Origin of the sequence: Corynebacterium sphenisci DSM 44792, from assembly GCF_001941505.1 — a bacterium.
Lineage (GTDB): Bacteria > Actinomycetota > Actinomycetes > Mycobacteriales > Mycobacteriaceae > Corynebacterium > Corynebacterium sphenisci.
In genome coordinates this window covers 2,171,469-2,190,470 of sequence record NZ_CP009248.1, presented here as the reverse complement: position 1 = coordinate 2,190,470, position 19,002 = coordinate 2,171,469, and the positions used below count along the sequence as shown (strand labels likewise).

18 protein-coding genes are annotated in these 19,002 nt (G+C 74.0%); 4 read left to right on the top strand and 14 right to left on the bottom strand.

Annotation, left to right across the window (positions count from 1 at the left end; all coding sequences use genetic code 11):
- Positions 1-123 precede the first annotated feature (123 nt).
- Complete coding sequence (locus CSPHI_RS10010) at positions 124-345, bottom strand: HypC/HybG/HupF family hydrogenase formation chaperone (protein ID WP_075692955.1); 222 nt, start codon at positions 343-345, stop codon at positions 124-126.
- Between the two features lie 3 nt (positions 346-348).
- Positions 349-1,437, bottom strand: a complete 1,089-nt coding sequence (locus CSPHI_RS10005) for a hypothetical protein (RefSeq protein ID WP_075692953.1) — start codon at positions 1,435-1,437, stop codon at positions 349-351.
- A 63-nt stretch (positions 1,438-1,500) separates the two neighbouring features.
- Between CSPHI_RS10005 and CSPHI_RS10000 the strand changes: the two genes are divergently transcribed.
- Positions 1,501-1,845 carry a hydrogenase maturation nickel metallochaperone HypA gene (locus tag CSPHI_RS10000; protein WP_075692951.1) on the top strand — a complete coding sequence of 115 codons (345 nt, stop codon included), beginning with the start codon at positions 1,501-1,503 and terminating at the stop codon, positions 1,843-1,845.
- Here CSPHI_RS10000 and CSPHI_RS09995 read toward each other — a convergent pair.
- Genes CSPHI_RS09995 through CSPHI_RS09970 form a run of 6 tightly spaced genes read right to left on the bottom strand, consistent with a single transcriptional unit; the run spans position 1,829 to position 7,232 of the window.
- On the bottom strand, positions 1,829-2,383 hold the full coding sequence (locus CSPHI_RS09995) for a hydrogenase maturation protease (protein WP_075692949.1): 555 nt from the start codon (positions 2,381-2,383) through the stop codon (positions 1,829-1,831). The genes CSPHI_RS10000 and CSPHI_RS09995 overlap by 17 nt on opposite strands.
- Positions 2,380-3,192, bottom strand: coding sequence for a Ni/Fe-hydrogenase, b-type cytochrome subunit (gene cybH, locus CSPHI_RS09990; protein WP_075692947.1), 813 nt, complete (start codon positions 3,190-3,192; stop codon positions 2,380-2,382). The genes CSPHI_RS09995 and cybH overlap by 4 nt, the downstream gene beginning before the upstream one ends.
- Positions 3,189-4,925, bottom strand: coding sequence for a nickel-dependent hydrogenase large subunit (locus CSPHI_RS09985; protein ID WP_075692946.1), 1,737 nt, complete (start codon positions 4,923-4,925; stop codon positions 3,189-3,191). The genes cybH and CSPHI_RS09985 overlap by 4 nt, the downstream gene beginning before the upstream one ends.
- Before the next feature lies 1 nt (position 4,926).
- Positions 4,927-6,096, bottom strand: a complete 1,170-nt coding sequence (locus CSPHI_RS09980; protein ID WP_075692944.1) for a hydrogenase small subunit — start codon at positions 6,094-6,096, stop codon at positions 4,927-4,929.
- A complete protein-coding gene (gene hypB / locus CSPHI_RS09975) occupies positions 6,080-6,898 on the bottom strand; it encodes a hydrogenase nickel incorporation protein HypB (RefSeq protein ID WP_075692942.1) in 819 nt (272 codons plus the stop codon). Before hypB ends, CSPHI_RS09980 begins: the two co-directional genes overlap by 17 nt.
- Position 6,899: 1 nt before the next feature.
- Positions 6,900-7,232: a hydrogenase maturation nickel metallochaperone HypA gene (locus CSPHI_RS09970; protein WP_075692940.1), complete on the bottom strand. Its 333-nt coding sequence runs from the start codon at positions 7,230-7,232 to the stop codon at positions 6,900-6,902.
- On the opposite strand from CSPHI_RS09970, the gene hypF reads away from it, so the two are divergent.
- A complete protein-coding gene (gene hypF, locus CSPHI_RS09965) occupies positions 7,227-9,461 on the top strand; it encodes a carbamoyltransferase HypF (RefSeq protein ID WP_342743743.1) in 2,235 nt (744 codons plus the stop codon). The genes CSPHI_RS09970 and hypF overlap by 6 nt on opposite strands.
- 16 nt (positions 9,462-9,477) lie before the next feature.
- Here the strand turns inward: hypF and hypE are convergent, their stop codons facing one another.
- The 6 genes from hypE to CSPHI_RS09935 all read right to left on the bottom strand — a co-directional run bounded on the left by hypE (position 9,478) and on the right by CSPHI_RS09935 (position 15,825).
- Positions 9,478-10,569: a hydrogenase expression/formation protein HypE gene (hypE, locus tag CSPHI_RS09960; RefSeq protein ID WP_075692936.1), complete on the bottom strand. Its 1,092-nt coding sequence runs from the start codon at positions 10,567-10,569 to the stop codon at positions 9,478-9,480.
- A gap of 18 nt (positions 10,570-10,587) precedes the next feature.
- On the bottom strand, positions 10,588-11,742 hold the full coding sequence (hypD, locus tag CSPHI_RS09955; protein WP_075692934.1) for a hydrogenase formation protein HypD: 1,155 nt from the start codon (positions 11,740-11,742) through the stop codon (positions 10,588-10,590).
- A complete protein-coding gene (locus CSPHI_RS09950) occupies positions 11,739-12,059 on the bottom strand; it encodes a HypC/HybG/HupF family hydrogenase formation chaperone (protein ID WP_075692932.1) in 321 nt (106 codons plus the stop codon). The genes hypD and CSPHI_RS09950 overlap by 4 nt, the downstream gene beginning before the upstream one ends.
- Before the next feature lie 164 nt (positions 12,060-12,223).
- Entirely contained in the window at positions 12,224-13,111 is an 888-nt protein-coding gene (locus CSPHI_RS09945; protein WP_075692930.1) for a MaoC/PaaZ C-terminal domain-containing protein, read from the bottom strand.
- Between the two features lie 11 nt (positions 13,112-13,122).
- Positions 13,123-14,472, bottom strand: a complete 1,350-nt coding sequence (locus CSPHI_RS09940) for a 3-oxoacyl-ACP reductase (protein WP_075692928.1) — start codon at positions 14,470-14,472, stop codon at positions 13,123-13,125.
- Between the two features lie 42 nt (positions 14,473-14,514).
- Positions 14,515-15,825, bottom strand: a complete 1,311-nt coding sequence (locus tag CSPHI_RS09935) for an acetyl-CoA C-acetyltransferase (RefSeq protein WP_075692927.1) — start codon at positions 15,823-15,825, stop codon at positions 14,515-14,517.
- Positions 15,826-15,943: 118 nt separating this feature from the next.
- Here CSPHI_RS09935 and CSPHI_RS09930 point away from each other — a divergent pair, with 118 nt between their 5' ends.
- The gene (locus CSPHI_RS09930) at positions 15,944-16,837 is read left to right on the top strand and encodes a phosphoribosylaminoimidazolesuccinocarboxamide synthase (RefSeq protein ID WP_075692925.1); all 894 of its coding nucleotides are present in this window, start codon (positions 15,944-15,946) and stop codon (positions 16,835-16,837) included.
- A gap of 3 nt (positions 16,838-16,840) precedes the next feature.
- Positions 16,841-18,997 (top strand): S9 family peptidase, encoded by a 2,157-nt coding sequence (locus CSPHI_RS09925; protein ID WP_075692923.1) that lies wholly within the window; start codon positions 16,841-16,843, stop codon positions 18,995-18,997.
- Positions 18,998-19,002: the final 5 nt, after the last annotated feature.

Sequence of the window (19,002 nt, the reverse complement as noted above, 5' to 3'; positions counted from 1 at the left end):
GCGGTGGTGCCGCTGCTCGGAGATGAGGGTAACCCAAAACTGTTAGCGCTTGCATAGCAAATCGCCTATGGTGCCGCCCCCGACCACCCCCGGGCCCCCGGCGTCGCCGCCGCGGCCACGGCCTCAGCCGAGCAGATCGCGCAGCGCCGCCAGGGAGGCGGCCGCCTCCTCCGGGTCGACGATGTGCACCGCGAACCCGTTCTGCGCGATCACGTGATCGCCGACGGCGACCTCCGGCAGATAGGCCACGCAGATCTCCCGGTGCTCCCCGGCGAAATCGGCGCGGGCCATCGGCATCGGGCCCCCGGTGAGCTCCAGCACGCGGGCCGGCACGCCCAGGCACATGGGTCAGTCCTCCTCTTCGGCATGGTCGACGATGACGCCCATCGCCCCGGCCGGCGCCGAGGTGCACGGCAGGCAGGGATCCGCGGCCCGGATCGCCTGCTCCGGGTCCATCGCGGCGAGCATCCCGGCCAGCCAGGGCTCGTTCTGCGCGGTGGGCGTGAGGATCCGCGCGGCGGTGAGCCGGCCGGCGGCGTCCGCGGCGTACTCGTGCACGAGCAGCCCCCGCGGCCCGTCCACCACCGCCCCGGCCGGCTCCGCGGGCTCGGCGCGCAGCGCCGCCGGGTCCGCGGCGGCCAGCGCCGCCGCCGCCGGGCCGGCCAGATCGGCCACCGCGGCCAGCGCATCGGCCACCGCGACCGCCTGCGCCGCCGCCGGGCCGATACCGGCCGGCAGTGGCCCGCGGTGCCGGGTGGGCAGCCCCAGCCGGGCCAGCGGGCCCACCCGGTAGCCGCGGCCCCGGAACAGCGGCCGCGGCGCGGGCGCCCCGGGCCGGGACTCCACCAGTCCGGCGAGGAACTCCGCCACCGGCACCGGCCGGCCGGCGAAGGACACGTGGTCGCCGAGCGGGTCGAGGAACCCCCCGGCGTCGACGAGGGCGGCGTCCGCGCCGGGGTAGTCGTCCGCCCAACCGGCGTCCGCCGGCGCCGGCGGCGGCTGAGGGGCGGCCGCCGGCAGCGCCGCCAGCGCCGCCGGATCGGCGACCGGGCGCACCCCGCCGGGCAGCGCCACGTCCGGGAAATGCCCGGGGGCGCCCGCGGCGGCCAGGACCGCGGCGCCGAAGCGGGCGGCGGCCGGGTCCACCCGGGGGCCCAGGGTGGTCAGGGTCGCGGCATGGGCCAGCAGCCGGCGCAGCAGCCCGGCGGCCGGCGGCACCGCCGCGGCGCCCTCCAGGGCCATCATCCCGGCGAGGTGGTGCGGCACCGGGCAGATCCCGCAGAGCATCTTCACCGTGTCCGGCACCCCGGCGACCTCCCGGCCGAGCAGCATCGGCTCCAGCCGGGGCAGCGCGGAGAGATCGAAGCGGGGCCCGTCGGCGTCGACGACCACCCGGGCCTCGAAGGGGTCGAGGAACTCGTCGAGGGTGATGCGCATCAGCGGCCTCCTGCGCCCCGGCCCGGTCCGGGGCGGCCCGGGCGGGCGTGGGATAGTGGGGTCGTGCATGAACTGGGTCTGCTCACCGGCGTCGTCGGCGCCGTCGCCGGGGCCGCCGGCGGCCGGGAGGTCGCCGCGGTGGGCCTGCGGGTCGGCGCCCGCTCCGGGGTGGTCGTCGAGGCGCTGCACGCCGCCTGGCCGCTGGCCGCGGCCGGCGGCTGCTGCGCGGGGGCGCGGCTGGTGGTCGAGGAGCTCGGCGCCGCGGTGTGGTGCCCGGCCTGCGCCGCGGAACGCGAGATCGACGAGTACTTCGCGCTGACCTGCCCGGTATGCGGGTTCCCGACCGCGGATCTGCGCCGCGGCCGGGAGTTCGAGGTCGCCTGGGTCGACATCAGGTCCACGAGCTGAGCACCCCCGTCGCCACGGCGGCCGCCGGCTCCAGCGCCGCGGCCACCTCGGCGCTGAGCTCCAGGTCCAGCTCCGGGGAGGCGGCGACCACCCCGACCACGGCCACCCGCCCCGGCTCCCGGCCGAGCAGCCGGGCCGCGGAGAGCAGGTCCAGCAGCCCCACCTGGTGCGGGGAGAGCTTCTGCCGCAGCAGCCGGGGCACCTGGTCGCCGGTGAGGCGGACGACCTCCCCGGGGGCGCCGGGGCCGGCCAGGGAATCCAGCAGCAGCAGATCCCGGGCGCCCTGGATCACCGGCAGCAGCTCCATCCCGGCGGTGCCGCCGTCGACGAAGCGCACCCCGCGGATCTCCTCCTCAGCCAGCGCCGCCGCCGCGGGGGCGGCGTCGCGCCGGTCGCTGGACAGCGGGATGAGCCCGCCGGCGGCCCCGGCCGGCGCGTCCGCGCCCGCCGCCCAGCGGGCGCGCACCCGGGCGAGCAGCGCCAGGCCGGTGGCGTCATCGCCCATGATCGGGTTGCCGACGCCGAGCACCACCGTCATCCGACGCGGTCCTCGTCCACCGGGTGCACGTCCGGGGCCAGCCACAGCCCGCCGCTGATCATCGAGGAGATGGCGCCGTTGCGCTCCACCATGTCCGAGCGCACCGCCAGGTAGACGTGCGCGATGACGAACACCCACAGGCAGAACATGATCCCGGCGTGGAGGAGCCGCACCACGGGCACGCCCAGCCAGTGCACCGGGTAGGAGAGGATCACGAAGACCACGTTGTACTGGTCGTAGAGGCCGTACAACGCCAGCCCGGTGAGCACCTGGAGCAGGCAGAGCACGTAGATGCCGGTGTAGGCGATCTGCTGCAGCGGGTTGTGGGTGAGGTAGACCGGCCCCTCCCGCTTGAGGAAGAGGTAGTGCAGCAGGGTGTCGCGCAGCCCGCGCAGGTCCCGGCGGCCGTGGAAGGGCCACAGGGCGCGCCAGCGCGACTGCGGCGGGCCGATGAAGAGCAGCACCACCCGCCACAGGCCGATCCCGATCCAGGCGAACCCGGCCATGATGTGGATGAACCGGATCCAGCCCATGAGGTAGCCGGCCTCGGTGTCCCCGGTCGGCTGCGGGCCGAAGAAGGGGTCCATGATGTACCAGCCGGTGGCGGACATGATCACGATGAGCGCCACCGAGGTCCAGTGCTGCACGCGCAGCGCCCGGGCCCACAGCCGCACCCGGCGGTGCGTGCGCGGCGGGGCGCCGGCCGCGCCGGCGGCATGCGAGCCGGCCGGCGCGGCGCCGGCGGGGCGGGGGTCGGGGCGGGGGTCCCCGGCGGGGGCGGCCCCGGGGATCCCGGATGCGGCGGTCATTGGGTGCTCACCCGCATCAGCTCCGCCCCGGAGGGGTCCAGCACATGCACCGCGCAGGCCATGCACGGGTCGAAGGAGTGGATGGTGCGCAGCGGCTCCAGGGGCTGCTCCGGGTCCACCAGGGGATGGTTGGCCACCAGGGCCTCCTCGTAGGGGCCGCGCTTGCCCTCCGGGTCCCGCCCGGAGGCCAGCCAGGTCGTCGGCACCACCGCCTGGTAGTTGGCGACCTTGCCGTCCTTGATCCGCACCCAGTGCGAGAGCATCCCGCGGGCGACCTCCACCATGGAGTAGCCGGTGCACTCCTCCGGCCAGGTGTCCGGCTCCCATTTGGTGGAGTCGAACACGTCGAGATCCCCGGCGGCGATGCCCTCGATGAACTCGGGCAGCACCTCGTAGGCGAGGTTGCGGGCGGCGGTGACCGCCTCCACCGCCCGGGCCAGGGTGCGCCCGCCGGTGGAGTTGAGCTTGTCCACCCCGATCCCGTAGCGCTCCAGGGCCTCGTCCACCAGGCGGGTGGTCAGCGGGTCGCCCTGCACGTAGGCGAGCAGCACCCGGGCGATGGGGCCGACCTGCACCACCCGGCCGTCGTAGCGCGGGGCCTTGGACCAGGTGTACTTCTCCTCGTCGGCGAGCCATTCGTAGGGCGGGGTGGGCCCGGTGTACTTCGGGTCGGTCACGCCCACGTCCGGGGTCATCGGCTGGTCGTCGCCGACCGGGTACTCGTACCAGGCCGAGGAGATGTACTCCTCGATCTTGGTCGGGTCCAGGTCGACCACCCGGGTGTAGTCCCCGTCCAGGATGAGCCCGGGTTTGACGTTCGGGTTGACCGTGGGCGTGCGCGAATTCGCCGGGTCCCCGCCGTAGGTCGCCCCGGCCATGCCCACGGCGAGGAAGTTCGGGGCGGCGGCGCCGATGTCGAAGTAGTCGTCGTAGACGCCCATGATGGCCAGCGCGTCCGGCAGGTAGCAGTTCTCCGTGAAGTCGACGATCTCCTCCACCCAGGACTTCACCTGGTCCAGGGCGACCTGGTTGACGGTCTCCGACTTGTCCGGGTCGATCGAGCAGGCCATGCCGCCGACCAGGAAGTTCGGGTGCGGGTTCTTGCCGCCGAAGACGGTGTTCACCCGGATGATGGAGCGCTGGAACTGCAGCGCGTCGAGGTAGTGCGCCACCGCCATGAGATTGGCCTCCGGGGGCAGCCGGTAATCCGGGTGATCCCAGTAGCCGCCGGTGAAGATGGACAGCTGCCCGGATTCGAGCACCTGCTCCAGGGTGGCCTTGACCTCGGCGAAGCGCTCCTCGGAGTTGCCCCGCCAGGTCGAGCCGATGGACTTGGCGAACTCCACCGCCTTCGCCGGATCGGCGCCCGCCGCGGAGACCACGTTCACCCAGTCCAGGGCGTGCAGGTGGTAGAAGTGCACCGCGTGGTCGTGCACCTCCTGGGAGCCGAGCACCAGATCCCGGATCAGCCGGCCCTGTTTCGGCACCTCGATGCCCAGGGCGTCCTCCACGGCGACCACCGAGGCCACCGAGTGCACGCCCGTGCACACCCCGCAGATCCGGCCCACGAAGGCCCACACGTCGCGGGGGTCGCGACCCTCCACGATGGTCTCGATGCCGCGGTACTGGGTGGTCTCCGCCCAGGACTCCCGGATTCTCCCGCCGGAGTGCTCCAGCTCGATCCGCAGATGGCCCTCGATGCGGGTGATCGGGTCGATGACCAGGCGCTCCATATCAGTCCTCCGTCCGTTCGGGCGCCGCCGGGGCCTCCCCGGCGACGTCGATGGTCCGCTCCTCCTCGCCGCGGCGCAGGCCGATCTGGCGCACCACGGTCGCCGCCCCGTGCACCGCCACCCCGGCGGCGGCCAGGCCCACGGCGGTCAGCCCCACCGTCTCCACGGTGGATTCCACGCCGAAGCCGCGCACCTCCGGCAGCTTCTCGTAGAAGGGGGTGAAGCGGTCGAAGAAGTGCTTCTCCGTGCAGCCGATGCACGGGTGCCCGGCGCCGATCGGCCAGCCGGACTTCAGGTTCCACTGGATGATCGGGCAGGGCGAGAAGGTCGACGGCCCCTTGCAGCCGACCTCGTAGAGGCACCAGCCGTTGCGGGCGCCCTCGTCGTCGAAGACCCGCACGAACTGCCCGGCGTCGAAATGCGCCCGCTTCGGGCAGGAGTCGTGGATCCGCTGGTCGTAGGCGAACAGCGGCCGGCCCTCCGCGTCGACCTCCGGGGGTTTGCCGTGGGTGAGCAGGTAGGTGATGGTGGCGGTGATCACCTCGCCGATCGGCGGGCAGCCGGAGACGTTGATCACCGGCTTGTCGGTGATGATCTCGTCCACGCCGACCGCCCCGGTGGGGTTGGGCCGGGCGGCCTGCACCGAGCCGTACACGGCGCAGGCGCCGACGGCGAGGATCGCCTCGGCGTGCTCGGCGGCCTCGCGCAGCACCTGCTCGGCGCTCTTGCCGCCGATGGTGCAGTAGGCGCCGTCCGCGCCGACCGGCACCGAGCCGTTGACCACCAGGATGTGCGGTTCGGCGTTGGTGTCCTCCAGGGCGCGTTCCGCGGCGGCGCCGGCGGCGCCCATCACCAGGTCGTTGTAGTTGACGGAGAGCTTGTTGAGCACCAGGTCCTCGATGGAGGCGCCCCCGGAGCGCAGCACCGACTCCATGCAGCCGGTGCACTCCTGCAGCTGCAGCCACACCACGTTGGGCTTGGTCACCGCGCCGAGGGTGTCGGCGATCTCCTCCGCGGCGGGGGTGAGCTCATCGGCGGCCGCGGCGGGGGTGCCCACCGCGAACACCGCGGCCAGCCCCCCGCAGAACTTGAGGAAGTCGCGGCGGCCGAAACCGGCGGCGAGCAGATCCTCGCCGAGGCTGCGGGTGCGCCAGTCAGCGCTGAGGTTCATCGTCGGAGTCCTTTCCCCCGGCCAGCCAGTCCACCCATTCGGCGACGCCCGCGCCGGTGGTCGCGGAGGTCTCGAAGACGCGCGCGTCCGGGTTGACCCGGCGCAGGTTGTCCCGGAACAGGTCCATGTCGAAGTCCAGGTGCGGCAGCAGGTCCATCTTGTTGACCACCACCGCCTCCGCGGCGCGGAACATCACCGGGTACTTCAGGGGCTTGTCCTCGCCCTCGGTGATGGAGTAGACCATCATCCGCCGGTGCTCCCCGACCTCGAATTCGGCGGGGCAGACCAGGTTGCCCACGTTCTCGATGAGCACCAGGTCCAGCTCCCCGAGATCCAGGCGGGTGAGCGCATCGGCGACCATCGGGGCGTCCAGGTGGCATTCCCCGCCGAAGCCGTCGCCGGTGTTGAGCAGGGACACCTGCGCGCCGAGGCCGGCGAGCCGCTCGGCGTCCAGGGGGGTCTCGATATCGCCCTCGACCACGCCGACCGCGACCCGATCGCGCAGCCGCTCCAGGGCCAGCCGGATGAGCGCGGTCTTCCCGGAGCCCGGTGAGCTCATGATGTTGACGCAGGTGATGCCGTGGTCGTCGAAGGCGGCGCGGTTCGCCGCGGCGCGGTGGTCGTTCTCGTGGAAGATGTCCTCCAGGATCGCGATCCGCTCCCGGCCGGTGTCGTAGCCGGAGTGATCCCCCAGATCCCGATCCGGGTGCCCGTGGGGGTGGTCGTGGTCGTGGCCATGGTCGTGGCCGTGGTGGTGATGGCCGTGCGGATCATCGCCGTCATGCCGGTGGAAACGTCCCAATTCAGCTCCTGCCTGCGATTTCGATGTCGATGACCCGGAACTCCAGGCCCTGGGCGACATCGCCGGGCGCCCCGCATTCCGCGCAGCGGAAGCCGGGCGCCGGTTCGGTGAGGTGGCCGGCCGGGCAGCGCACCCGCGCCGGGCGGTGGATCATCTCCAGTTCCGCGTCGGCGAGGTTGCTCCCCGCCACCGCGAAGCGCCATGCGTGGGCGAGGGAGGCGGGCACCACCTGGCGCAGCGCCCCGATCTCGACGCGGACGGCCATTACTTTTCTGTTGTCGGCAGCCCTGGCCACGATCCGGGCCATCTGCATACTCAAGGCTACCTCATGCATGCATTTAAGGATACTCTGTTGGATATGCCGGACTTACGCCGTTACCTGGAGTACCGCGGAGTGGTGCAAGGCGTCGGTTTCCGTCCGCATATCGCCAGGTTGGCGGGGGATCTGGGGCTTAGCGGAGCCTGCGGTAACACGAACTCCGGCGCATATGCGGATGTGCAGGGCGCACCGGCGGCGATCGCCGTTTTTATTCAGCGCATGCGTGAAAACCCCCCGCCCGCGGCGCGCATTGTGCGGACCATCGAAACGGCGCTGCCGCCGCTGCCCGGGCGGGCCGGATTCGCCATCGACGCCTCCCGCGCGGACTCCGGGCCGCGCACCCTGGCCCCGCCGGACATGGCGCTGTGCGCGGCCTGCGCCGCCGAGCTCGCCGACCCCGCCGACCGCCGCGCCGGGCACCCCTTCATCACCTGCGTGGACTGCGGGCCGCGCTACTCGATCATCGTCGAGCTGCCCTACGACCGGCCGAACACCACCATGGCGGCGTTCCCGATGTGCCCGGCCTGCGCCGCCGAGTACGCCGACCCGGCCGACCGCCGGCACCACGCCCAGCCGATCTGCTGCCCGGACTGCGGGCCCCGGCTGCGCCTGGTGGACCCGGCCGGGGACCCGGTGGCCGGGGATCCGCTGGCCGGGGCGCGGGCGGTGCTCGCCGGCGGCGGGATCCTGGCGGTGAAGGGCATCGGCGGGATGCACCTGCTCTGCGATGCCGCGGACGAGGCGGCGGTCGCCGAGCTGCGCCGGCGCAAACGCCGCCCGGACAAGCCCCTGGCGGTGATGGCCCCGGATCCGGCGGCCCTGGTGGAGCTCGACGCCGAGGCCGCCGCCCTGCTGGCCTCCCCGGCGGCGCCGATCGTGATCGGGCCACGCCGCGCCGGCGCGCCGCTGGCCGCCGGGATCGCCCCGGGCCTGGACGAGGTGGGCGTGCTGGCCCGCTACGCCCCGGTGCACGCGCTGCTGGTGGACCGGCCGATGGTGGCCACCTCCGGCAACCCGCCCGGGGCGCCGCTGTGCCACCGTGACGAAGACGCGATCGCCCGGCTGTCCGGGGTGGCCGATGCGCTGCTGCTGCACGATCGGCCGATCCACCAGCCGGTGGAGGACTCCGTCTACCGGGGCGCGGTCCCGGTGCGCCGGGCCCGCGGCCTGGCCCCGCTGCCGGCGCCGCTGCCCGCCCCGATCCGCGCCGCGGCGGGGGAGGGGCCGGGGCCGGCGGTGCTGGCCGTCGGCGGGGAGCTGAAGAACGCGCCCGCCCTCGCGGAGGGGCCCTGGGTGCACCTGGCCCCGCATCTCGGGGACGTGGGCACCCTGGAGGGCCGGGACCGGCTGGCCGCGACGGTGGACAACCTGCTGCGGCTGCGCGGGGCGACCCCGGCGGTGGTGGTCTGCGATGCGCACCCCGGCTACGCCTCCGCGGCGTGGGCGGAGGAGCGCTTCGGCCGGGTGCTGCGGGTGCAGCACCACCATGCGCACGCCCTGGCCCTGCTCGGCGAGCACGACCTGGTCTCCGGGGTGGTCGCCGCCCTGGACGGCACCGGCTACGGCGCCGACGGCGCCATCTGGGGCGGGGAGATCCTCGACGTCGACGGCCTGGACTGCACCCGGGCCTGGCATGTGCCGGCCTTCGCCTTCGCCGGCGGGGACCGCAGCGTCACCCGGCCCTGGCGCAGCGCGCTGTGCCTGGCCCGCTCCTGGGGGCTGCCGGATCCGCCGCTGCCGGAGGGCCCGGAGCCGGCGGTGCTGCTGCGCCAGCTCGACCGGGGCGCCGGGGTGGCCTCGACCTCCCTGGGCCGGATCTTCGACGCCGCGGCGGTCTACGCGGGGGCCTTCGGCCTCGGGGCGGTGACCCACGAGGGCCAGGCGGCGATGGCCCTCGAGGCCGCCGCGGCCCGGGAGCGCCCCGCGGAGAGCGCGGCGACGGATCTGCCGGAGCTCTTCGCCGAGCTCATCGACGGCGGGGGCCCGCGGCGCTTCCACGACGGGCTGGCCCGGATCCTCGCCGAGCGCCTCGCCGCGGCGGCCGGGGACCCGGCCCGCCCGGTGGGGGTCACCGGCGGCTGCGCCCTGAACCGGCTGCTCGTGGCCGGCCTCGCCGAACGGCTGCCGGGGTTGCGCACCCACCGGCTGGTGCCGCCCAATGACGGCGGGCTGGCCCTCGGCCAGGCGATCTACGGGGTGCTGGCGCTCGCCGAGGGCCCTGCGGGGGCGGGGGCGGCCGGGTAGCGCCCCCGGGGCGGGCTCAGCAGATCCGGGGCAGCGGGTCGCCGACCAGCATGTCCACCATCCGGGTGCCGCCGAAGCCGGTGACCAGCACCACCGACTCCGCCGGCTCCGCCACCACCCGGCCCACCACGGCCGCGTCGGGGGCGCCGGCGGCGACCAGCGCCGCCACCGCGGCCTCCGCCCCGGCCGCGGGCACCACCGCGGCGAAGGTGCCCTCGTTGGCGACGTAGAGCGGGTCGATGCCGAGCATGTCGCAGGCCGCCCGGGTCATGTCGTGGACGGCGATCGCCGCATCCTCGATGGCCACGCCCAGCCCGGTGTCCCGGGCCAGCTCGTTGAGCACCGTGGCCAGCCCGCCGCGGGTGGCGTCGCGCAGCCAGGCGGTGTCCGGCACCGCCTCGAACAGGGCCTCCACCAGCGTGTGCACCGGCCGGGTGTCGGATTCGATGGGGGCGCTGATCGCCAGGTCCCCGCGGGCCATCATCACCGCCATGCCGTGGTCGGCGATCGGCCCGGAGAGGATCACCGCGTCCCCGGCGCGCACCCGGTGCGGCCCGGGATCCCGGCCGGGCGGGATCACCCCCACCCCGGCGGTGGTGACGTAGAGCCGGTCCGCCGCCCCGCGGGGCACCACCTTGGTGTCCCCGGCGACGATGGCCACCCCGGCGGCGTCCGCCGCGGCCGCCATGGAGGCGCAGATCCGGCGCAGCAGGTCGATCTCCAGGCCCTCCTCCAGGATGAACCCCGCGGTGAGGTGCAGCGGCCGGGCCCCGGCGACGGCGAGATCGTTGACGGTGCCGTTGACCGCCAGCTCGCCGATGTCGCCGCCGGGGAACTCCACCGGGTTGACCACGTAGGAGTCGGTGGACATGGCCAGCCGGCCGGCCGGGGGCGCGGCGAGCACCGCGGAGTCCCCGGCGGCGGTGAGCGCCGCGCCGCCGAAGGCCTCGAAGAACACGTTCTCCACCAGGGCGGCCGAGGCCTTGCCGCCGGCGCCGTGGGCGAGGGTGACCTGGGAGTCGAGGAGCCGGTGGCCGCGGGCGCGCACCCGGCCGATGTTGGCGTTGACCCTCGCCTCGTCGTCGTTGAGCCGGTTCTTCGGGTCCATGGGCGTCCTTTCCGGGGCTCAGGCGTGCTGGCCGACCGCGATCCGCCGGGTGGCGTCGCGGTCGATCCGGCCGAAGTTGTAGTAGGCGGCGCAGGCGCCCTCGGGGGAGACCATGCAGGTGCCGATGGGCGTGTCCGGGGTGCAGGCGGTGCCGAACACCCGGCACTGCCAGGGCTTGATCCGGCCGGTGAGCACCGAGCCGCATTCGCAGGTCGCCGGATCCTCGATCCGGGCGCCGGGGACGCGGAAGCGCGCCTCGGCGTCGAAGCCGGCGAACTCCGCCGACAGCGCCAGCCCGGAGCGGGGCAGCTCGCCCAGGCCGCGCCATTCGAAGCTCTCCCGCACCCGGAACACCCGGTCCATCAGGGCCCGGGCGCCGGGGTTGCCCGCGGGGCGGACCACCCGGGCGTACTGGTTGCCCACCTCGGCGCGGCCCGCGGCGACCCGGCCGGAGGTGAACTGCTCCAGCAGCATCGCCACCGCCTGCAGGATGTCCAGGGGCTCGAAGCCGGCGACCACGCAGGGCAGGTTGAACTCCTCGGCGAGGAAGTCGAAGGCGCGGGTGCCCACCACGGTGCCGACGTGGCCGGGTCCGATGAACCCGTCCACGGCGGTCTCCCCGCCGTCGACGATGGCGCGCAGCGGCGGCTCGATGAGCACGTGGTTGCTGAACACGGAGAAGTTGGGCACGCCCGCGCGTTCGGCGGCGGCCAGGGTCACCGCGGTGGAGGGGGTGGTGGTCTCGAAGCCGACGGCGAAGAAGACCACCTGCCGGTCCGGGTTCTCCTCGGCCAGGCGCAGCGCGTCCAGGGGGGAGTACACGAAGCGCACGTCGGCGCCGCGGGCCCGGGCGTCGAGCAGGGAGCCGCGTGAGCCGGGCACCCGCATCATGTCCCCGAAGGTGGTCAGGGTCACCTCCGGCTGCTCCGCCAGGGCGATCGCGTCGTCGACCCGGCCCATCGGGATCACGCACACCGGGCAGCCGGGCCCGTGCACCAGCTCGATGGCCTCCGGCAGCAGGTTCTCCAGGCCGTAGCGGTAGATGGTGTGGGTGTGCCCGCCGCAGACCTCCATCAGCCGGATCGGGCGCTCCAGCCGGTCCGCCTCGGCCTCGATCCGGGTCAGCAGCGCCCGCGCCGCCGCCGGGTCGCGGTACTCGTCGACGTACTTCATCGCGTCGCCCCCGCATCCGGGGCCCCGGCGCCGTCCGGGCCGGCGCCGGGGATCCGGGAGGAGGCGAACTGGGCGACCTCGTCATCGAGGACGCCCTCGCCGAGGCGGGCGATCTGCTCCAGGGTGAGCCGCGCCTCCTCCTCGTCGATCCGGGACAGGGCGAAGCCGACGTGCACGAGCACCCAGTCGCCCGGGGCGAGCGGGCCGGCGTCGGCGAGCAGATCGGTGGCGATCATCCGGCGCACGCCGCTGATCGCGACCGTGGCGCGGGAGGGGTCGACCACCTCGACGATTTGGGCTGGTATTCCGAGGCACATGGGGAAACCTCCTTTTCGCCCATGATGATACGGACGCCCCGGCGTACACCGGAAGCCGCCGTGGTCACCGCGGTCCGGGCGGCGGATCGGCGACGCCGGCGCCGCCGCCCGCGGGATGCGGGGGCGGCGCCGGCGTCGGCGCGCGCGGCCGGCCGGCCGGCCGGTCACAGCATCCGGGTGCTCCCGGTGAAATGCGGCCGCTTGCGGCGGCCGTGCCAGGCGACGATGTCCATGTCGCCGCGGCGGCCGGAGCCCTCGGCCGGGGTGATCGCCAGCAGCACCTTCGCCGGCAGGGTCACCGGGGCGCCGAAGGAGATCGCGAATTCGAAGGGCGCCGCGTCCGGGACGCCGGCCTCGGCGAGCGCCCGGGATGCGGTGTACATGCCGTGCGCGATGACGCCCGGCATGCCCAGCGCCTTGGCGGTGAGCCCGGTGACGTGGATCGGGTTCCAGTCCCCGGAGACCTTCGCCCAGGCCCGGCCGGTGCCGGCGGGCAGCCGCCAGCAGGCGGTGGGCACGGGCACCCGGAACCGGCCCCGGGGGGCGTCCCCGGCCGCGGGGGCGGCCACCCCGGGCAGCCGCCGGCCCTTGGCCAGGTACACGGAGCGCTCCTCGACCAGGGTCTCCCCGCCGCCGGCGGCGGTGACCGTGGCGTCGAGCAGCACCTCGGTGCCGGCGCGGTGCCCGCGGAAGCCGGCGACCCGGACCTCCACGTCCACCTGCGCGCCGAGCGCCACCGCGCCCAGCCGCCGGTAGGTGTTCTCCAGGTGCACCAGGCCCATCATCGGCAGCGGGAAATCGTCCGCGGCCATCAGCTCCATCTGGATGGGCATGATCAGCGCGTGCACGTGGCCGAAGAAGGCCTCCGCGGAATCGGCGGCCCCGGCCAGCCGGCGGAACTCAGCGTCCCGGGCGGCGTCGACGGTGACGCCGCGCACCGCCAGGGCGGGGGTGGCCAGCTCCGTGGAGTCGGGGCGCTTGCGCGCGGCGCCGGCGGCGGCGCGGGCGTAGAGCGGCGCCAGGGCGGGCACCTCGGGCAGGGTCCTCGTCATCTGCGCCACCCCTACTTGCCCACGATGTTCTGGCCGCACACCCGCAGCACCTCGCCGTTGACGCCGAGGGCCTGGTCGGAGACCAGGAAGGCGATCGCGTTGGCGACGTCCAGGGGCAGGCCGCCCTGCTGCAGGGAGTTCACCCGGCGGGCCACCTGGCGGTTGACGAAGGGCACCGCGGCGGTCATCTCGGTCTCGATGAAGCCCGGGGCGACGGCGTTGATGTTGCCGCCGCGCTCGGCGAAGGTCGCCGCCAGCGACTCCACCATGCCGATCACGCCGGCCTTGGCGGCGGCGTAGTTGGTCTGGCCCCGGTTGCCGGCGATGCCGGAGGTCGAGGCCAGGGCGGCGATCCGCGGGGACTCGGCGAAGGCCGGGTGCGCCAGCAGCTGCTCGTTCATGCGCAGCTGGGACTCGATGTTCACCGCGATTACCGCGCCCCACTTGGCCTCGTCCATGTTGGCGAGCATCTTGTCCCGGGTGATCCCGGCGTTGTGCACCACGATATCCAGCCGGCCGTAGCGCTGGACCGCCGCATCGGCGATCACGGTGCCGGCGTCGGCGGCGGTGATGTCCTGCTGCAGGGCCAGCCCGTCGACCTCGTTGGCGACCGTGGCCAGGGCCTCCCCGGCGGCGGGCACGTCGATGACGATCACCTTCGCGCCGAGGGAGCTCATCTGGCGCGCGATCGCGGCGCCGATGCCGCGGGCGGAGCCGGTGATCGCGGCGACCTTGCCGGCCAGCGGCCGGTCCCAGTCCTCGGGCAGCTCGCCGGCGGCGGAGCCCACGGTGAGGAACTGGCCGTCGATGAAGGCGGAGCGGCCGGAGAGCAGGAAGCGCAGCGAGGCCACCGCGGAGGGGGCGGTGACGTCCACCCCGTCGGCGATGAGCACCCCGTTGGCGGTGGCGCCGCCGCGGACCTCGTGGCCCAGGGAGCGCACGATGCCCTCCACCCCGGAGCGCACCGCGTTGAGCGCCGCGTCGGCGATGTCGCCGGACTTCGCCCGGGAGACGAAGACCACCCGGCCGCCCTTGTCCAGCTTGCGCAGGTGCTTCGCGGCGGCGAGCACCGGACCCTGCAGATCGGTGGGCCGGGCGGCCTCGGTGAGCACCACCACGATGGCGCCCACCTTCTTGTCCGCGGCGGAGTCGCGGCGGACGTTGAGCTCCCAGGCGGCGAGCTGCTCGGCGATCGCGTCGGCGTCCGGCCCGGAGCCGGTGACCAGCACCCGGTCATTGGCGCCGAGCAGCCCGGCCCCGGGCTTGTGCCGGCGCAGGTAGGGCGGCTGGGGCAGTCCGAGGGTCTTCGCGACGCCGGTGAGCGGCCCGCCGTTGACCAGTTCCTGATACTTGTCGGCCATGGATTGTCTCCTTATGCGTGTTCGTTCGGGGGTGGCGGCGGGCTAGGCCCGGGCCTCCAGGATGGTGACGACGCCCTGGCCGCCGGCGGCGCACACCGAGATGAGGCCCCGGGCGGTCTTCCCGGTCTCGTCGGCCTTGGCGCGCAGCATCTTCGCCAGGGTCGCCGCGATCCGGGCGCCGGTGGCGGCGAAGGGGTGGCCGCAGGCCAGGGAGGAGCCGTTGACGTTGAGCTTCTCCCGCGGCACCTCGCCGAGGACGCCGTCCAGGCCGAGCCGCTCGCGGCAGAACCCCTCGTCCTGCCAGGCCTTCAGGGTGCACAGCACGGTGGCGGCGAAGGCCTCGTGGATCTCGAAGAAGTCGATGTCGTCGAGGGTGAGCCCGTTGCGGGCGAGCAGCCGGGGGGTGGCGTAGGCCGGGGCCATCAGCAGCCCCTCCGCGCCGTGCACGAAGTCCACCGCGGCGGCCTCGGTGTCCACCACGTCGGCCAGCACCGGCAGCCCGCGCTCGGCGGCCCACTCCTCGGTGGCCACCAGCACCGCGGAGGCGCCGTCGGTGAGCGGGGTGGAGTTGCCGGCGGTCATGGTCGGCTCCGCCTCCAGGTCCAGGCCGAACACCGGGCGCAGCTTGGCGAGCTTCTCCGCGGTGGAGTCCGGGCGCAGGTTGGTGTCCCGGGACACGCCCTTGAAGGGGGTGACCAGGTCGGTGAAGAAGCCCTCGTCGTAGGCGCGGGCCAGGTTGCGGTGCGAGGCGGCGGCCAGCTCGTCCTGCTCGGCGCGGGTGACCCCCCACTTCGCGGTGGTGATCGCCTGGTGGTCGCCCATGGACAGGCCGGTGCGCGGCTCCCCGGTGGAGGGCGCGGCCGGGGCCAGGTCGGCCGGCCGCACGGAGCCGAAGATCTTCACCTGGTCGATCGGCTTCTTCGCCCGGGAGGCGTCCAGCAGCTTGCGGCGCAGCGAATCGGACAGCGCGATCGGGGCGTCCGAGGTGGTGTCCACCCCGCCGGCGATGCCGGCGTCGATCTGGCCGAGCTTGATCTTGTTGGCGATGGAGCTCATCGCCTCCATCCCGGTGGCGCAGGCCTGCTGCACGTCGAAGGCCGGGGTGGCCGGATCCAGGGCGGAGCCGAGCACGCATTCGCGGGTGAGGTTGAAGTCCCGGGAGTGCTTGAGCACCGCGCCCGCGGCGACCTCGCCGAGGCGCTCCCCGGCCAGGCCGAAGCGGGCGGTCAGCCCGTCGAGGGCGGCGGTGAGCATGTCCTGGTTGGAGGCGTGGCTGTACTCCTTGTTGGAGCGGGCGAAGGGGATGCGGTTGCCGCCGACGATGACGGCGCGGCGGATGTCCGTGGGGGGCATGGGGATCAGTGCCTTTCCTGGTACCGATTGTGATCTGAGTTACTAAAATCAGACATTACGTTTTTCCGGGGCGGCTGTCACGGGAACCCCGGGATCGCGGGGGCTAGACTGTGCGGACATGAGACCCGAACTCTCCTCCTATGATCACCTCTCCGCCGGGAAGGTCCGCGAGATCTACGAGATCGACGCGGACACCCTGCTGATGGTGGTCAGCGACCGGATCTCCGCCTACGACCACATCCTGGACACCGAGATCCCGGACAAGGGGCGGGTGCTCACCGCGATGAGCGTGTTCTTCTTCGAGGCGCTGTCCGCGCCGAACCACCTGGCCGGGCCCGCCGACGACGAGCGGATCCCCGCCGAGGTGCTGGGCCGGGCGCTGGTCTGCCGGAAGCTGGACATGGTGCCCTTCGAATGCGTCGCCCGCGGCTACCTCACCGGCTCCGGGCTGCGCGAGTACCGCGAGACCGGGGCGGTGTGCGGGGTGGCGCTGCCCCCCGGGCTCACCGAGGGCTCGAAGCTGCCGGAGCCGATCTTCACCCCCGCCACCAAGGCCGAGCTGGGCGATCACGACGAGAACGTGTCCTTCGCCCATGTCGTCGACGCGATCGGCCGGGAGCGCGCCGAGCAGCTGCGGGAGACCACCCTGGGCGTCTACCGCACCGCCGCGTCGATGGCCGCCGACCGCGGGCTCATCCTCGCGGACACCAAATTCGAGTTCGGCGTCGACGCCGAGGGGACCCTGGTGCTCGCCGACGAGGTGCTCACCCCGGACTCCTCCCGCTACTGGCCGGCCGACTCCTACGCCGAGGGCCAGGTCAACCCCAGCTTCGACAAGCAGTACGTGCGGGATTGGCTCACCGGGCCGAAATCCGGCTGGAAGCGCGGCACCGGCGCGCCCCCGCCGCCGCTGCCCGGTTCCGTGGTGGAGGCCACCCGGGAGCGCTACATCGAGGCCTACGAGCGGATCTCCGGCCGCCGCTTCGCGGACTGGTACGGCGAGCCCGCCTGAGCCATGGCGGATACCCCCGGCACCGCCCCCGACCACCCCGCCGCCGCCCCCGCGGCCATTCCGGCCGCCCCGGTCGCGGCCCGCCGGCCGGTCCGGCGCAGCTTCCACGGCCGCGAGGTCGAGGACGACTACGAGTGGCTGCGCGACCGCGAGGATCCCGAGGTGCTCGCGCACCTGGCGGCGGAGAACGCGCACACCGAGGCGATGACCGCCGAGCTGGCGGGGCTGCGCGAGGAGATCTACGCCGAGATCCGCTCCCGGGTGCAGGAGACCGACCTCTCCGTGCCGGTGCGCTCCGGGGACTGGTGGTACTACGCGCGCACCGTCGCCGGCCGCGCCTACGGGCTGAGCTGCCGGGTGCCGGCCGAGCCCGGGGACTGGACCCCGCCGCGGATCCCCGCCGAGGCCGCGCCCGGCACCGTCGCCGGGGAGCAGATCCTGCTCGACCTCGACGAGCTCGCCGAGGGCCACGACTTCTTCGCCCTCGGCGCCGCCGCGGTCAGCCCGGACGGGAACCTGCTCGCCTACTCGGTGGACCGCACCGGCGATGAGCGCTACGACCTGCGGGTGAAGGATCTGCGCACCGGGGCGCACCTGCCCGACGCGGTGATCGAGGGGATCGCGCCGGGGGCGACCTGGGTTGGCTCCGGGCACCTGTTCTACCAGCGGGTCGACGCGGCCTGGCGGCCCGATTCGGTGTGGCGGCACCGGATCGGGACCGACCCGGCGGAGGATGTGCGGGTCTTCCACGAACCCGACGAGTCCTTCTGGGTGGGCGTCGGCGACACCCGCTCCCGGCGCTTCCTGATCATCGAGACCGCCTCCAAGGTGACCTCGGAGAGCCACTGGATCGACGCCGCGGAGCCCACCGCGGCGCCGCGGTGCATCCGGCCCCGGGAGACCGGCGTCGAGTACGAGGTGGATCATGCCGTGATCGGCGGCGAGGACCGCTGGCTGGTCACCCACAACTTCACCGGGCCGGATTTCGCCCTGGGCAGCTGCCCGGTGGGCGCCTTCGCCGACCCGGGCGAGCTCACCGGGCACATCGCCCATGAGGCGGGCCGGCGCATCGAGGGCGTGGACTGCTTCGCCGGGCACCTGGTGCTGTCCTACCGCTCGGGGGGGATCGGCCGGCTGGCGCTGTCCGGGGTGGACCGGGTGGACTTCGCCGAGCTGGGCTTCGACGAGGAGCTCTACACCGCCGGCCCGGCGGGCAACCCGGAATGGGAGGCCCCGGTGCTGCGCTACGGCTACTCCTCCTTCACCACCCCGGCCCAGGTGTGGCAGCTCGACCCGGCCACCGGGGAGCGCACGCTGCTCAAGGAGCAGCCGGTGCGCGGCGGCTACGACCGCGGCGATTACGTGGCCACCCGCCGCTGGGTCACCGCCGCGGACGGGGCCCGGGTGCCGGTGTCCCTGGTGCACCGCCGGGATCTGGATCTCGGCCGGCCGAACCCGCTGCTGCTCTACGGCTACGGCTCCTACGAGATCCCGGTGGACCCGGGGTTCTCCATCGCCCGGCTGTCCCTGCTGGACCGGGGCATGATCTTCGCGGTGGCGCATGTGCGCGGCGGCGGGGAGATGGGCCGCACCTGGTGGGAGGCCGGCCGGGGCACCGCCAAGCGGAACACCTTCACCGACTTCATCGCGGTCGCCGACGATCTCATCGCCGCCGGGGTGACCGCCCCGGACCGGATGGTCGCCGAGGGCGGCTCCGCCGGGGGGATGCTGATGGGCGCAGTGGCCAACCTCGCCGGGGACCGCTTCGCCGGGATCGAGGCGGTGGTGCCCTTCGTGGACCCGCTGACCTCCATGCTCAAACCCGAGCTGCCGCTGACCGTGGTGGAGTGGGACGAGTGGGGCGACCCCTACCATGACCCGGAGGTCTACGACTACATGGCCGCCTACGCCCCCTACGAGAACATCCGGGAGGCCGACTACCCGCCGATCCTGGCGGTGACCAGCCTCAACGACACCCGGGTGCTCTACGTGGAGCCCGCGAAATGGGTGGCCAGGCTGCGCGAGCGCGCCCGCGGCGGGCCCTTCCTGCTGAAGACCGAGATGAGCGCCGGGCACGGCGGGGTCTCCGGGCGCTACGCGAAATGGCGGGAGACCGCCTTCGAGTACGCCTGGCTGCTGCGCCGCGCCGGCGCCGCCTGAGCCCG